Origin of the sequence: Candidatus Kryptobacter tengchongensis (assembly GCF_001458555.1) — a bacterium.
Classification (GTDB): domain Bacteria; phylum Bacteroidota; class Ignavibacteria; order Kryptoniales; family Kryptoniaceae; genus Kryptonium; species Kryptonium tengchongense.
This window is the reverse complement of record NZ_CZVH01000054.1, coordinates 25,691-41,873: the sequence shown is the minus strand read 5'-3', so window position 1 is coordinate 41,873 and position 16,183 is coordinate 25,691. Positions and strand designations below refer to the sequence as shown.

The following is a 16,183-nucleotide window of genomic DNA, read 5'->3' as shown; positions in this document are numbered from 1 at the left end:
AAAAACAAAATAAAACTGCGAAAATTCTTATCTCTTAACGGCTTTAAAATCTCGTCCCTCAACGAACCCCCACCCTCCAACTCAAATTTTACATCAGGGTGATGTTTGAATAAAAATGTTGTGATGACACCACTTATAAAACAAATTGATGTTATGACAAGATATCCAATCTTTATGTCTATCTTCTTTAAATCATCAAGTATGAGGGCAGAGATGAAGAAAATTGCAACATTGACGATATTATTATAAGCAGTTCTCTTGCCAAAGTATTTACCCCAAACACTTTTGGGGACAATTTCCCCTATCCAGGTTGTCCAAATGTTTGCAAGAATGCTCCCAGACGAGAAAGAAATAAGAAGAGTTAAAAGAAAAATTAAAATTTTTATTTCAGATCCAAGATTTAAAAACGGCAAAAAAATCAAGACAACCCAGATCCAGCGATTAAATATGCTCGCAATGATGGAAAGCTTTTGAGGGCTTTTGTACCTTTTTAAAAGATAAGAACCCAAAATTTGCATCGTCTGCGATATAAACGGAATCGCACCAATTAACCCAATAATAAATTCATTGGCACCAAGCATTAAAGCATAACCTGTCAAAAATGCACCCGTTGAAAGAACTATAAAAACCGTTGCGAAACTTCCCTCAATGATTGAATATTTCATCCCACGACGAGACGAATCTATATCAAGCGACGACATAAAATGTGCTTTTTGTTTTCGCTAAATTTATAAACAAAAATTTGCAAAAAACAATTTAAAAAGCCACACAAAGATGACTTCCTTTGACAATTTTCAGTCAATTTTCTATATTTTTAATGTTAAAACTTTTTAGAAAAACATCCATGAAGATATTGATCGTTGACGATGTAAGCGAAAGCCTTGAACTTTTAAAGGAAGTTTTTGAAACTATGGGTCACGCTGTTTTAACCGCAAGCAACGGGATTGAAGCTCTTAAAATTCTTGAGCAAGAAAAGGTTGATGCCATAATTTCGGATGTTCTAATGCCAAAGATGGATGGATTTCAACTATGTAGAGAGGTGAAAAAAATTGAATTCTTTAAAAACGTCCCATTCATATTTTACACTGCAAATTACACCGACCCTGAAGATGAAAAATTCGGGCTTAGCCTTGGGGCGGATGCTTATTTAGTTAAACCGGTTGACATTCAAATTCTTATAAACACAGTTGAAAAACTGCTTCAAAAAGAGAAATACCAAGTTTCAAAAATTGAATCAATAGGTGACGATGTTCAATATCTGAGGGAATACAACACTATTTTAATTCGCAAGCTTGAGGATAAAATGTATGAGCTTGAGCGAGCAAACGAGATGTTAAGAAAAATGAACGAAGAGCTTCAAATTTCACACGAGCAGTATAAAAGCCTGTTTGAAAACGCAGGAAAGCCAATTTTTATTGTTCAACCAGAAACATGGATGGTCCTTGACGCAAACGATCAGGCGGAAGCCCTTTTGAAATGCACAAGGGATGAGATTTTAAATTTAAATTTTGCAAAGTATAAAAAATTTTTCCAGCCACTTTTTAAGGGCGTAAGGGTTGTTAATTTTGAAACGACCATGATTGATTTTGAAGGAACAGAAAAATTCGTTGAGATGACGGCTAATTTAATTGGCTACGCACATACAAGCACAATTCAAGTTATAGTTTCAGACCTAACGGAGAAAAGAAAAATTCAGGAAGAACTGATACAAACGGAAAAGCTTGCTTCGCTTGGGAGATTATCCGCATCAATTGCCCACGAGATAAGAAATCCGCTCTCTGCGATAAATGTTAATCTTCAATTTCTACTTAAAAAATTTCCAGAGGGAGCTCAAGAAAGAAAATATCTTGATCTTGCACTTGAAGGTGTTCGTAGAATTGAAAAAATAGTTGAGGCAACACTAAACTTTGCTAAACCGAGTAAGCCAATCGTCAAAGAAGAAAACATAAACGATGTTATAAATGCAACTCTCCCACTTGTTGAAATATCAACGCTTAAGAAAAAAATTGAAATAATAACAAAACTTGAACCGAACCTTCCAAAAGTTAAAATTGACTTTAAGCAAATCCAGCAGGTCATACTAAACATATTGACAAATGCGGTTGATGCGATTGATAATGCTGGTCAAATAAAGATAAAGTCATATCGTGAAATGGAAAACGATATGGATTATGTTGTCGTTTCAATTTCTGATACTGGTTGTGGAATTCCAAAAGATGAGCTTACAAAAATTTTTGAACCATTCTACACAAAAAAAAGCGATGGCACAGGGCTTGGTCTCGCAATAAGCAAACAAGTTATGAACCAGCATGATGGAAAAATTGAAGTTGAAAGCGAAGTAAATCGTGGAACAACCTTTTATTTAAAATTTAAGGTAAAACAAGAGAGGTAGCAAAATGAAGTTCAAAGTTATGGTGATTGATGATGACGAGCTTTTTAATCAATCCATAACACAGGTTTTGAATGATTCAGGATATAATGTTGCCTCGTATCTATCTGGGGAGGAAGCATTGAAAAATCTGCAGAATGAGCGACCTGATATAATTTTGCTTGATATTTTTTTGAAAGGTGAAAATGGACTTGACATTTTGAAAAAAATCAAGCAGGAAGAACCCACTCTTCCAGTTCTTATGATAACAGCTTATTCCGATGTAAACCTTGCGGTTCAGGCGATAAAACTCGGAGCGGATGATTTCATACTCAAACCCCTTGATTTTGAACAGCTTGAGATTGCCATGCAAAAAGCAGTTAAAAATCTCAAACTTCAGCGTGAGGTCCAACAGCTAAAGGAGACACTTGCAGAACATGCAGGGGAATATCGCCTAATCGGGCAAAGCAAGGGATTTCTTGAGGCTCTGCAGCTTGCAGAAAAATACTCAATTAGCGAAGATACAACCGTTTTAATAACGGGGGAAACAGGAACAGGTAAGGAGCTTATTGCAAGATATATTCACGAAAAAAGCCCGAGGAAAGATGGACCGTTTATTGCCATAAATTGTGGAGCGATACCAAAAGATTTGGTTGAAAGCGAACTTTTTGGATATGAGCGCGGGGCATTTACAGGTGCAACTGAAAAAATGAAACAGGGAAAATTTGAACTCGCACATGGCGGAACGCTTCTACTTGACGAAATAGGTGAGCTAAACCCCGAAGCACAGGTTAAATTATTACGAGTCCTCCAGGATAAAAAGTTCTATAGGCTTGGCGGAACAAAAGAAATATCAGTTAATGTCAGGGTTATCGCTTCAACAAATAAAAACCTCAAAGAAGAAGTAGAAGCAGGCAGATTCAGAAGTGATCTTTATTACCGTTTGAACGTAGCAACGATACATCTTCCACCACTTCGCGAAAGAAAAGAGGATATACCGCTTCTTGTGATGAGCTTTATTGATGAATTTAATAGAAAATTTAGAAAAAACTTTAGCGATATTGATGAAAAAGCACTTGAGATTTTAAAATCATATCCGTGGCCTGGGAATATCCGTGAACTTCGCAACACAATAGAGAGAGTAATACTTATTGAAAATGACACAAAGATAAAACCTGAACACCTAAAACATCTTCAGGTTCCAAAAGTTGATTTTGAATCCAACGACGAAAGCGATTTTGTTCTTAAAATTCCTCCCAACGGAATAACTATGGATAAAGTTTTGCGTGAGCTTATAATTCAAACATTGAGGATGACAAACGGAAATCAAGTTCAAGCAGCAAAAATCCTCGGGATCAGTCGTTCAAAATTAAGATATAGAATGGAACAATTAAAAATTGAACAAAGAAAAATCTTAAAATAATTTACAAGGGAGAGATGATACTTAGCGATAAAAGAATACTTGAGGAAATTGAAAAAGGCAACATTGTAATTGACCCATTTGATATAAACTGCCTGGGGACAAATAGTTATGACGTTCATCTTGGCGAATGGATGGCGGTTTATAAAAACGAGATACTTGATGCGAAAATTGAAAACGAACTTGAATATTTTAAAATCCCGCCGGAAGGGATAATACTTTATCCAAACAGACTTTATCTTGGGGTCACGCTTGAATACACCGAAACGCATGGTTTTGTTCCATTTCTTGAGGGTAAGTCAAGCGTTGGACGACTTGGGATAGATATTCATTCAACCGCCGGCAAAGGCGACGCTGGATATTGCAACCATTGGACACTTGAAATCTCAGTCAAGCAACCTGTTAGAATTTATGCGGGAATGCCGATCGGACAATTGATCTACTTTGAAATCTCTGGTGAAATTCTAACACCATATAACAAAAAGAAAAGTGCAAAATATAATCAGCGTTCAAATAAACCGATCGGCTCAATGATGTGGAAGAATTTTATATAATCAACTTACTCAATTTTGTCAATTTTCTCCGCTATCTTAAAATCCTTTTCGGTTACACCATTTTCACTATGAGTTCTTAAGGAAAGATTAACACGATTATATGAAATAAAAATGTCCGGGTGATGATCAAGCTTTTCCGCTTCAAATGCAACTCTTAACACAAAAGCCATCGCTTCACGAAAGTCTTTAAATTTAAATTCTTTAACGATCGCATCACTTGTCTCGCTATAAACCCAGCCGTTTAAGTTTTTCAATCTATTTTCTAATTCGGATTTAGTAAGTTTCATTGTTTAATCCATAACTTGTTTTAAAAATGTTGGATTATCATCTTCATCATCTTTTGCGTCTTTAGCATTATGAATATCGGATTTATTTATGTTAAGAATAACTCCTCTGCGGATATATGCAGGCACATTCAAATTTTCAGTGCGTGAGGTATCTTCCGATCTATCATAAACCGGGGTTATTTTTTTAGAAGGGTGAGGTGGTGTTTTTTTCGTCGGATAAGTTGGCACACCAAGACCAGTTGCGATAACGGTGACCATAATTTCATCGTTCATTGAATTATCAAGGACAACACCATAAATTAAATTCACATCTTCTCCTGTTTTATCAGTTATAACTTTAATTGCATCTTCAACTTCTTTAAGTGTAACTTTACTCCCAACGATGTTAATTAGAACACCCTTTGCACCAACTATTGAGAGACCTTCAACCAATGGATTAGATATTGCCTTTTGCGAAGCTTCGGTTGCTCTGTGTTCACCTCTCGCAGACCCCGTTCCAAGAAGCGCATCTCCCATATCTCGCATTATAGTTTTAACATCATTAAAATCAACATTAATTATTCCCGGCTTTATTATTATATCGGTTATACCACGAACAGCGTTATTAAGAACTTCATTTCCATACTCAATTGCTGAAAGTATATCCGAATTTCCGGCAAGTGCAAGCAATTTTTGATTGCTTATGACAATTAGAGTATCAACTGATTCCCTAAGATTTTTCAAACCATCTTCCGCTATTTTCATTCTTGCGCTACCTTCATAACTAAATGGAGTATAAACTATTCCAATTACGAGAGCTCCTAAGCTTTTGGCAATGTTGGCCACTATCGGGGCTCCTCCTGTCCCTGTTCCTTTACCCATTCCAGCCGTGACAAAGACAAGATCACTTCCTTGAAGATATTTTTCAATTTCATCCTGCACCTCTTCAACTGCTTTTCTTCCAGTTTCAGGTTTTGCGCCAGCACCAAGTCCCTTGGTTAAACTTTTACCCGCCTGAATTTTGATTGGTGCTTTACACTCGGTTAATGATTGTAAGTCGGTGTTAATCCCGATAAGCTCAACGCCCGTGATTCCCCTTTTAATTAAATTGTTAATTGCATTACACCCACATCCTCCAACTCCAACAACTTTTATCCTGGCTCCAGTATTTGACGATTGTTCTGAACCCTCAGCTAAAGTTATCACGGCAGCCTCCAAAGTTAGTTTTTTAACCAAAAATTGTTTTGAAAAAATCTTTTAACTTTTTCACCGTCTCATTAATAACACTTCCTTTGCTTTTCATTCCTTGTTTAATTTCCTCAGCTTTATATAAAACTAAACCTGCAGCGGTTGAATAAATTGGATTTTGAACTTCCTCTAAAAATCCTCCTGCAAATCCTTTCGTTGGGATCCCCAAGCGAGCGGGCATTTCAAACTTTTTACTTGCCAACTCAACTATCCCTTTCAAAAGAGCAGTTCCACCAGTCAAAACAATCCCAGCTGACAAACTTCTCGCAAAACCTTGCTTTCTCAAATGCTCTTCATAAAGAATCTCAAATATCTCCTCAACTCTTGGTTGGATCACCTGACAAAGCATGCTTCTTGTAATTTCAAAAGGCTCCCTGCTACCAATCCCATGAACTATAATGCTTTTATCCTCTGTGATAGCATCTAAATAAGCATATCCTTCCTTTACTTTTAATTCCTCAGCGAGATATTTTTGAATTCTAAAAGCTTTTCTTATATCTCCTGTTATTCTCTCCCCAGCTATTGGCAAACTTCCAGTATATCTTAGTATCCCATCTTCAAAAACTGCGACATCAGTTGTCCCGGCACCAATATCAATTAAGGCTACGCCGATTTCTATTTCCTCGGGTTCAAGCACCGAATACGCAGAAGCGAGAGGTTGAAAAACAAACTCTTCAACTTCAAGACCTGCTCTGTTAACAGTTCTTCTGAAATTTTCAATTAAAGATACAGAAGCAGTCACAATATGAACCGTTGCTTCAACCCTTATCCCAATCATCCCGATAGGATCTTTTATGTGCTCAATGCCATCAACCTTGAACTCCTGAGGCAATGTATGTAAAATAATCTTATCGGATGGATACCGCACATTTTTCGCATCCTGGATTAAGCGTGCAACATCTTCTTTAGTGATCTCATGATTCGGAGCCCGAGTTGTGATCACGCTCGTACTTAAAATCCCTTTAATATCACTTCCAGCAACGCCAACGATAACCTTTTTTACAGCTTCGCCAGATTGATTTTCAACCATGCTTATAACATTCCGTATCGCTCTGGATATAGTATCAATGTTAAATATCCCGCCACGAATAAACCCATCACACGGGCTTTTCGCAAGCCCAAGAATGTTAACATCTCCATTTTCTTCAACTGATGCAACAAGTGCACAAACTTTACTTGTCCCTATGTCAAGCCCAACTATTATCTGCGCCATAACCGATTCCCAATTTTTTAATTGAATTTCGCATATAACTTTTCATCATATCTTAAATCAATGTAAATAGGATAACCACGCTCTGGAACAACCTGAGTCCAAAATTCCCTTAACAGGATGAGTTTCTCTCCAATTTTATCCCCACCGAGAAAAACCATAACCGCACCTTCTGATGTAAAAAGGATAAATTCACCATTTTCAAATCTAACCTCAGAGATCAAATCATAAACTTTTTCATCAATTGCATTTTTGATAAGTTCAAATTGCTTTTTTATCTGCCCAATTGTATCCGAATTGAGATTTACCGGTTTGTAATTTATCCCGCTTAATAAAGGAACCGCAAATATCCTTCCGACCTCGTCAAATGGGATAATCTTGCCATCTAAATCAATGTAATAAATTCTGCCTCCATATATTGTCATAGCAATAGGCTTTCTCTCAAGCACCTCTATGAAAAGTACATCTGGCAAATTCGTGTAAACTTCAGCATATTTTATAAAACTATATCTCTCAACTTTTCTTCTTATCTGGGCTAAGTTAATCTCCGAAATTTTAACACCCAACTTAACATCAGCAAGATCGGTTATTTTTTCATCAGGTATCACTTTGTTCCCCTTAACAATTATTTTATTTACCACTCTGTTTTCACGCCAGTTCATTGCTCCAAAAACCAGGACAAGCATAAAGCCGATAAAAATTAAAAGCGTCCACATTTTTATTTCTCTTTCAACCAACCTCATACCAAATTTTGAATTTCTTCTTCCTTAAACCCAATTAATCTAACTTCAAGTTCAAGTTTTATCCCAAATTTTTCATAAACTTTATCCTGTATAAGTTTTATCAATTCAAGGACATCGCTTGCGGTTGCATTACCTTTATTGATGATGAAATTTGCATGTTTTTCGGAGATTTGAGCATCGCCAATTTGAACTCCTTTCAACCCTGCCTCCTCTATTAATTTGCCAGCATAATTTCCAGGTGGATTCTTGAAAATGCTTCCTGCATTTGGGAAATTAACAGGCTGCGTTTGATTTCGCTTGATCAAAATTTCACGCCTTACCCTTCTCATCTCATTAACATCACCATAAGGGAATTTAAATCTCGCCTGAACGATAACATCTTTAGTTAAACCTGAAGTTCTATATCCAAACCCACAATCCTCTTTGTTCAACCTAATGAGTTCCAAATTTCTTATAACATCTACATCAATAAGATAATCTGAAATTTCACCAGAATAAGCCCCTGCGTTCATAACTATAGCTCCTCCCAATGTCCCTGGAATTCCTGCAAGCATTTCAACTCCACGAAAGCCATTTTCAATACAGAAATCAACAAACTTTGCAAGTTTAACGCCAGCCCCTGCGATAACACATTCACCTTCAACTCTTATAAAATTCAAACCAGCCTCAAGGTTTATAACCGCACCCCTGAAACCTGCATCACTTATCAAAACATTACTTCCATTTCCGAGAATTACAAAATCAATATCCTTCTCTTTAAGATATCGTATCAATCTCAAAAGTTCATCAACATCTTTTGGCTCAATATATAAATCAGCCGGTCCGCCTATCTTGAATGTTGAATACTTCGCAAGCGGTTCGTTGATCAAAATTTTACCTTTAACTATTTTTCTTATCTCTTCAAGATTTATCATCTTTGAAGGAGTCACTAAGTTTTTTAATAAAATCGCCGCATATTCTTGTTATATCACCAGCTCCCATAAATACGACCATATCTCCAGGCTTAACAAGTTTTAAAACATAATTTGGGATTTCTTCCTTATTTTGAACATAATGAACTTCCTTATGACCGAAATTTCTCGCTGAATTTGCAATCAATTCACCGGTCACACCTTCAATTGGCTCTTCCCTCGCTGGATAAATATCGGTTATAACACAAACATCCGCGTTAAAAAAAGAACGTCCAAATTCCTGATAAAAATCTCTTGTCCTTGAATAAAGATGCGGTTGAAATACAGCTATAACCCTTCTTTTCCAACCGTCTTTCGCTGCTTGAAGAACCGCCTTTATTTCCGTCGGATGATGAGCGTAATCATCAACGACCATCACATTGTTAACCTCAGCTCTTATTTCAAAGCGTCTGTAAACACCTTTAAACTTTTCAACAGCGCTTTTTACTATTTCAAACTCAATCCCGAGTTCCATACCAACTGCAATCGCTGCAAGAGAATTTTTAACATTATGAAGCCCTGGGACTTGCAGGTTTATCCTTCCATAATTTTTGCCCTTATAAATCAAATTGTAAGATGAGCTTCTTTCTTTAAACTCTGGCTCAACAGCTTGAATATCTGCTTGAGCATTCAATCCGTAGGTTATAACTCTCTTTTTTATTAGCGGCATTATGTCTTGAATCATTGGCTCATCAAGGCAAAGGACAACAAAACCATAAAACGGGACTTTATTGGCAAAATCAACAAAGGCAGATTTTAATTCCTCAATGTTCCCATAAGAATCAAGATGTTCAGCTTCAAGCGTTGTTATGACCGCAATCGTTGGGGTAAGTTGAAGAAAAGACCTATCAAATTCATCAGCTTCAACGACAATAAAATTTCCATGCCCGAGCCGTGCGTTTGTCCCACCAAGGTCACGAAGAACTCCACCTACAATAACCGTTGGATCAAAGCCACCTTCAATTAAAACAAGTCCAACCATTGATGTTGTCGTCGTCTTCCCATGCGTTCCAGCTATACCAATCCCATACTTCAATCTCATAAGCTCCGCAAGCATCTCAGCCCTTCTTATCACTGGGATTTTTCTTCTCATCGCTTCCTGAATTTCTGGATTATCCATCTTTACGGCGGAAGAATAAACGACAACATCAACATCATCTTCAACATGTTCTGGGGCATGACCTTGATAAATTTTCGCCCCAAGATTTTCAAGCCTTTGCGTAATCTCGGACAATTGTTTATCTGAACCTGTGACCTTAAAACCTTGGTCAATCAAAATCTCCGCAATACCACTCATTCCAATTCCACCAATTCCAACAAAGTGTATTTTCTTAACCGTGCTGAACATTTTTCTTCCTTGCCAATTTTAAAATTGATTTTGCAATTAATTCACTTGCATTTGGGTTAGAAAGCGCCTTCGCTTTTTCTCTCATCATTTGAAGCTTTTCATCATCATTGATCAATTTAAAAATTTTTTCCTTTAATTTTGACTTTAATTCTGCGTCAAGCAAAATTTCACCAGCTCCATTTTCAAATAAAACTCTTGCATTTTCATATTGATGATTTGCGGTCGCAAACGGATACGGAACAAGGATTGATGGAACACCAAAATATGTAATTTCAGATATCGTCGTTGCCCCAGCCCTGCACAAAACAAGATCACAGGCAGAATAAGCATAATCAATTTCATCTATAAATTTAAAAACCCTCACCCCAACTTTACCTTCACACCTTTTTTTAATATCTTCAAAATCAAGAGCCCCTGTTTGCCATATTACCTGAATTCCCTCACTGATAAGTTCATCAATTACCTCAAGCACCGCTTGATTTATTGACCTTGCTCCAGCACTGCCACCAAAAATAAATAATGTTTTCTTCCCTATATCTAACCCAAAGAATCTCAATGCCTCATCCTTTGGATAAATTTTTAGATTACTTCTTACAGGATTCCCAGAGAGAAAAACATTATCTTTCCTTTTCAAATACTTACGAGTTATATCAAAACTTATATGAACCTCATCAACAAGCGACGAAAGAAGACGGGTTGTGATCCCTGGATAACTGTTCTGTTCTTGAATTAGCGTTGGGATGCCAGCTAAAGAAGCAACAAAAACTGGAGGACCACTTACATATCCACCAGTCCCAACAACAACATCAGGTTTGAACTTTTTCAGAATAAAAAAAGATTGAATTAAACTTACAACAAGCTTTAACGGGAAAAGCAAATTTCTTGGATCAAGTGAACGCCTGAAACCTGAAATCCAAATGGGCACAAACTTATACCCTGCTTTTGGAACAACTCTTGATTCAATCCTTCCTTTCGTGCCAACAAAAATTATCTCAGCATTTTGTTCAATTTTTTTAATCGCATCTGCAAGCGCTATCCCTGGGAAAATATGTCCTCCAGTTCCACCACCTGCAAACATTACCCTTACCATCTCAATGTTTAATTTGCTTTGAAATGTTTAGCAATATACCCACTCCAATACAATTTGAAATCATCGCGCTACCACCATAACTTATAAACGGAAGAGGTATTCCCGTCGGGGGCAAAAGCCCCGAAACAACTCCAATATGAACAAGCGCCGTCAGAAAAATCAAAAATGTAATCCCAGCAGAAAGAAATTTCCCAAAATCATCAATAGCATATTTTGCAATTCTAATTCCACGATAAAAAAAGGCAAAAAAGATAAAAATCAAAAACAATGAACCAATAAAGCCATATTCCTCACCAAAAATTGAAAATATATAATCATCATACGCAAGCGGTAGATAAAACTCACGCTGCCTGCTATGCCCAGGACCAACCCCAAATAAACCGCCAGTCCCGAGCCCGATCAAAGCCTGCAACGCCTGATATCTAACCCTACCCAATGCACCTCCAGGATCAATATAGGCAAGCAATCTTTGTAATCTGTATGGCTCAATTATAAAAAAAAGAACAATCACAGGAAAACTTATTGATAACATAATCGCAAGATGCTTTACCTTAACACCAGCAAGAAAAATCAAAATGATACCTGAAACAAAAATCAAAAATGACATTGTAAAGCTTTTCTGCAATAAAACAAGTCCAGATACAAGCGCAACAACAAAAAACAAAGGGAAAAAACCAAATTTAAAATCGGTAATTCTCCCACGATTCTTTTCAATCAAATACGCAAGGTAAATCATCATTCCAATTTTTGCAAACTCTGAAACTTGAAAATTTATCGGACCAATTGAAAGCCATCTTGTCGCATTCCCCTTACCGAATATCAAAACAAGAATCAATAAAATTAACACAGTAATGAAAATGTAAAGTGCATACTCTCTAATTTTCCTGTAGTCAACAAACACAGCAAATAAAACCATAACTACAAATCCAAGCAATACCCTAAGAAAATGCTTTTCAAGAAAATAACTTACGGAATTATATCTTGAACTTGCGATATAAAGCGTTGAAGAAAAGACAACCAAAAGCCCGATAAACATCAAAGTGGTAACAAGCAAAAACAAAATCCTATCAATATGTTGTTGTTCCGATTTTTTCATCTCAACTCATTCACAAGTTTCTTAAAAACCTCTCCCCTATGCTCATAATCCCTGAACATATCAAAACTTGCACATGCAGGCGAAAGCAAAACAACATCCCCAGGATTAGCCTCCTCATAAGCTTTTTTCACAGCCTCATCCATTGAATCAACCTTGACGACTTTGGTTAAGTTCTTAAACTCGTTATAAATCTTTTCCCTTGACTCACCTATCGCAATTATCAGTTTAACTTTTCTTTTCACAAGATCATAAACTTTTGAGTAATCATTTCCCTTATCCCTTCCCCCAGCAATTAAAATTATCGGTTCATCAAAACTTTCAAGCGCATACCATAGAGAATTTACATTTGTAGCCTTTGAATCATTGATAAACTTAACACCATTTATCTCACGGACAAACTCAAGCCGATGTTCAACCCCCTCAAAACTTCGTAAGCTTTCCCTTATTATTTCATCTTTTACTTCCATTGCCCTCGCTGCAAGAGCAGCAGCAAGGGAATTGTAAACATTGTGAATTCCCCTTATTTTTAGCTCCCTCATCTCTAAAATTTTCTCTTTTTTATTTTTATAGCTTAAGACAATATGATCATCCTCAATAAATGCACCACACGGCAACTTTTCCACAACGCTAAAAGGTAACTTTACAACATCCAAACCTTCAACATACGGCTGAACTATTTCATCATCATAATTGTAAACTGCGAAATCATCCTCTTTTTGATTTTTAAAGATTCTAAACTTTGAAATGACATAATCGCCAAATGAATCATACCTATCAAGATGATCAGGGGTTATATTCAATAAAACTGCCACTTTGGGTTTAAAACTTTCAATATGATCAAGTTGAAAACTGCTCACTTCAAGAACTACAACGCTATCTTCAGTTGCATCAAGGGCGAAATCCGAAAATGGTGTCCCGATATTTCCAGCTACGATTGTTTTAAACCCAGCGGTTTTGAAAATATGTCCAATCAAACTTGTCGTCGTTGTTTTTCCATTTGTCCCGGTCACAGCAACAATTGGCGCCCTACAAAACCAAGACGCAACCTCAATCTCGCTCCATACTTTAACCCCAAGTTCTATCGCTCTTTTAACAACAGGCGCGTTTGATGGAACACCAGGGCTTATCACCATGAAATCACAATCATAAACCTTCTCACTATGTCCACCAAATTCATATCTTATCCCAAGCGAACTAAGCTCATCTGTTGTAAACTTAACATACTTTATTTCCTCAATATTTTTCATATCACTTATCAAAACATCCGCACCAAGTTTTTTAAGAAGCTTTGCCACCGCAAGACCACTTCTTGCTCCTCCAATCACGCTGATTCTTTTGCCACTGATACTTTGAGCTGTCAAACTCATAAAATTTTTCATCTAATTTTAAATGTGACCAAGCTTAAAATTGAAAAAATTATTGCGATGATATAAAACCTTATCACAATCTTTGGTTCATCCCACCCAAGAAGTTCAAAATGGTGATGAATTGGCGCCATTTTGAAAACTCTTCTCCCTTCACCATATTTTCTCTTTGTATACTTAAAATAAAGACGCTGAATTATCACGCTCAATGTCTCTATAACGAAAATGCCACCGAAGACCGGAAGCAAAAGTTCTTTCTTTATCATCACTGAAACCGCACCAATTATTCCACCAAGTGCGAGCGAGCCAGTATCCCCCATAAAAACCTGTGCCGGATAAGCATTAAACCATAAAAACCCCAGTGATGCACCAACAAGTGCAGAAAGAAAAACGGAAAGCTCTCCAGAACCACGAAGATAAACTATACTTAAATATCTACTGAACTCAATATGTCCCGAAACATAAGCCATAACCGTAAGCGTTAAAGCAGCAATCCCAACAGTTCCAATTGCAAGCCCATCAAGCCCGTCTGTTAAATTCACAGCGTTTGATGTCGCAGTTATTATAAAAACGATAACGGGAATATAAATCCACCAATAAACATAATCCCAATTCAAATTCTTTATAAACGGTAATGTCGTTATAGTTTCTATCCCATCAAATTCGGGCGAATTATAAAGTATAACTCCAACAATTAAACCAATGCTTATTTGTCCTATCAACTTATACCTTGCAATCAAACCTTTCGGATATTTCTTAACAACCTTGAGATAATCATCAATAAAACCAACGATTCCAAGCCAAATCGTGACAAGAATTATCAGCCAAACATACATATTTTTCAAATCCCCCCATAACAAAATCGGCACAAGAATCCCAAGGTGAATTATTAAACCACCCATCGTTGGGGTTCCCGCCTTAGCCTTATGTCTTTCGGGTCCATCCTCACGAACCATCTCACCAATTTGTTTCTCCTTCAATTTATTAATTATCTTCGGTCCAAACCAGAAACAAATAATCAAAGAAGTTAACACAGCAAGACCACTTCTAAATGTTATGAACCTGAAGGCGTCAAATCCAGGAGGTGCATACAACCTATTTATCCAATCAAAAAGATAATATAACATTACCTCAAGCCCCTATAAGTTTTATAAATTTTTCAACCACTTCTTCCATTTGCATACCTCTTGAACCTTTTACAAGAATTACATCTCCTTTCCCCACCACCTCAAAAAGATGATAAACAAGCAGATCCTTATCGTCAAAATGCATCGCATGTTTTATCAAACTAGAAGCAACCTCATAAGCATAGTGCATAGCTGAACCATAAGTAAATAAATAATCAATTCCAAACTCAGCCACCTTCCGACCAACTTCCCTATGTGCCTCCTCGGAATATGATCCAAGTTCAAGCATATCACCAAGCACCGCGATTCTTTTACCCGAACATTTTATCTGCACGAGCGTTTTAAGTGACGCCACCATGGAATCAGGATTTGCATTGTATGTGTCATTTATCACCGTTATCCCTTTTATCTTCACGACTTCCATCCGCTTTGAAAATGGTTTATAAGATTGCAAAGCCTTCTTAATAAGCGAAAGCGGAACCCCAAACTTTAATCCAACCGCAAACGCACAAAGTGCATTCATCACAAGATGCTCGCCTGGAATTGCCAGTTTCAAAACTTGCTCCTTTCCATTGAATTTGACTTTAAATTTAAATCTTGCAAGCGAATCAAATTCAATTATTTCCCCTTTAACATCCGCATCTTCCGAAAAGCCAAATGTGATTTTGTCTTTAAATTTTTCACCCATCTTCTTTAAATACACATCATCAACATTAACAAAAACAAATCCCTTTCTCTCATAAAGATAATCAAATAGCGAACCTTCTTCCCTTGCAACCCCCTCAAGGTTTTCAAAAAATTCAATATGCTCCCGTCCTATGTTCGTTATCAAACCATAATTTGGCTCTGCAACTTCACACAAATATCTAACCTCGCCAAAATGATTCGTCCCAAACTCAACCACCGCAATTTGATGTCTTTTTCTAAGTTTGAAAAGCGTCAGCGGAACACCAATTTGATTATTAAGATTTCCCTCCGATTTTAAAACTCTATATCTTTGCCCGAGAACCGACGCTACCATCTCTTTCGTAGTTGTTTTACCATTACTCCCAGCAATGGCAATTATTGGAATGTCAAAATCTTTCCTATAAGCATTCGCAAGCCTGCCAAGCGCTTTTAAAGTATCATCAACAGCAATTAAAACCTTCCCTTTGAATTTCCCCACATTTTTTTCAAACCATTCAGAATTAACCACGCAAGCAACAGCACCCTTTCTAAAAGCAGATTTAACAAAATCATGACCATCAAATTTTTCTCCCTTTATCGCAAAAAATATCTCGCCTTTCCTTATCCTCCTTGAATCAGTTGAAACTCCGACAATCCTCTTCCCTTCAATCTTTCTCAAATTCATCGCAGAAACAAAACCCATGCCTTCTATGTGCTTAATACTTAAACTCAA

Annotated in this window: 15 protein-coding genes; 3 read left to right on the top strand and 12 right to left on the bottom strand. The window is 36.9% G+C overall.

Features of this window, described 5'->3' with window-relative positions; all coding sequences use genetic code 11:
• Positions 1-701: hypothetical protein (locus AT685_RS05065; protein ID WP_143713130.1), on the bottom strand; the 701-nt coding region annotated here is incomplete at its 3' end.
• 116 nt (positions 702-817) lie between these two features.
• On the opposite strand from AT685_RS05065, the gene AT685_RS05060 reads away from it, so the two are divergent.
• The 3 genes from AT685_RS05060 to dcd are packed head-to-tail and all read left to right on the top strand — an operon-like array spanning position 818 to position 4,342.
• The gene (locus AT685_RS05060; RefSeq protein ID WP_072151796.1) at positions 818-2,392 is read left to right on the top strand and encodes an ATP-binding response regulator; all 1,575 of its coding nucleotides are present in this window, start codon (positions 818-820) and stop codon (positions 2,390-2,392) included.
• Positions 2,393-2,396: 4 nt separating this feature from the next.
• On the top strand, positions 2,397-3,791 hold the full coding sequence (locus AT685_RS05055) for a sigma-54-dependent transcriptional regulator (RefSeq protein ID WP_072151795.1): 1,395 nt from the start codon (positions 2,397-2,399) through the stop codon (positions 3,789-3,791).
• Positions 3,792-3,805: 14 nt separating this feature from the next.
• Entirely contained in the window at positions 3,806-4,342 is a 537-nt protein-coding gene (gene dcd, locus AT685_RS05050; protein ID WP_072150415.1) for a dCTP deaminase, read from the top strand.
• A gap of 5 nt (positions 4,343-4,347) precedes the next feature.
• Here dcd and AT685_RS05045 read toward each other — a convergent pair whose 3' ends face one another.
• The 11 genes from AT685_RS05045 to AT685_RS04995 are packed head-to-tail and all read right to left on the bottom strand — an operon-like array spanning position 4,348 to position 16,183.
• Positions 4,348-4,629 carry a 4a-hydroxytetrahydrobiopterin dehydratase gene (locus AT685_RS05045; protein ID WP_072151794.1) on the bottom strand — a complete coding sequence of 94 codons (282 nt, stop codon included), beginning with the start codon at positions 4,627-4,629 and terminating at the stop codon, positions 4,348-4,350.
• 3 nt (positions 4,630-4,632) lie between these two features.
• Complete coding sequence (ftsZ, locus tag AT685_RS05040; RefSeq protein WP_234696248.1) at positions 4,633-5,814, bottom strand: cell division protein FtsZ; 1,182 nt, start codon at positions 5,812-5,814, stop codon at positions 4,633-4,635.
• A 22-nt stretch (positions 5,815-5,836) separates the two neighbouring features.
• Positions 5,837-7,069: a cell division protein FtsA gene (ftsA, locus tag AT685_RS05035; protein WP_072151793.1), complete on the bottom strand. Its 1,233-nt coding sequence runs from the start codon at positions 7,067-7,069 to the stop codon at positions 5,837-5,839.
• Positions 7,070-7,086: 17 nt separating this feature from the next.
• Positions 7,087-7,809 (bottom strand): cell division protein FtsQ/DivIB, encoded by a 723-nt coding sequence (locus AT685_RS05030; protein WP_072151792.1) that lies wholly within the window; start codon positions 7,807-7,809, stop codon positions 7,087-7,089.
• Positions 7,806-8,723, bottom strand: coding sequence for a UDP-N-acetylmuramate dehydrogenase (murB, locus tag AT685_RS05025; protein WP_072150411.1), 918 nt, complete (start codon positions 8,721-8,723; stop codon positions 7,806-7,808). Before murB ends, AT685_RS05030 begins: the two co-directional genes overlap by 4 nt.
• On the bottom strand, positions 8,710-10,107 hold the full coding sequence (murC, locus tag AT685_RS05020; protein ID WP_072151791.1) for a UDP-N-acetylmuramate--L-alanine ligase: 1,398 nt from the start codon (positions 10,105-10,107) through the stop codon (positions 8,710-8,712). The genes murB and murC overlap by 14 nt, the downstream gene beginning before the upstream one ends.
• Positions 10,091-11,197 carry an undecaprenyldiphospho-muramoylpentapeptide beta-N-acetylglucosaminyltransferase gene (gene murG / locus AT685_RS05015; protein WP_072151790.1) on the bottom strand — a complete coding sequence of 369 codons (1,107 nt, stop codon included), beginning with the start codon at positions 11,195-11,197 and terminating at the stop codon, positions 10,091-10,093. The genes murC and murG overlap by 17 nt, the downstream gene beginning before the upstream one ends.
• 1 nt (position 11,198) lies before the next feature.
• The gene (locus AT685_RS05010) at positions 11,199-12,293 is read right to left on the bottom strand and encodes an FtsW/RodA/SpoVE family cell cycle protein (protein WP_072151789.1); all 1,095 of its coding nucleotides are present in this window, start codon (positions 12,291-12,293) and stop codon (positions 11,199-11,201) included.
• A complete protein-coding gene (gene murD, locus AT685_RS05005) occupies positions 12,290-13,672 on the bottom strand; it encodes a UDP-N-acetylmuramoyl-L-alanine--D-glutamate ligase (protein ID WP_234696247.1) in 1,383 nt (460 codons plus the stop codon). Before murD ends, AT685_RS05010 begins: the two co-directional genes overlap by 4 nt.
• On the bottom strand, positions 13,669-14,784 hold the full coding sequence (gene mraY, locus AT685_RS05000) for a phospho-N-acetylmuramoyl-pentapeptide-transferase (protein WP_072151788.1): 1,116 nt from the start codon (positions 14,782-14,784) through the stop codon (positions 13,669-13,671). Before mraY ends, murD begins: the two co-directional genes overlap by 4 nt.
• 4 nt (positions 14,785-14,788) lie before the next feature.
• Complete coding sequence (locus tag AT685_RS04995) at positions 14,789-16,183, bottom strand: UDP-N-acetylmuramoyl-tripeptide--D-alanyl-D-alanine ligase (RefSeq protein ID WP_159420483.1); 1,395 nt, start codon at positions 16,181-16,183, stop codon at positions 14,789-14,791.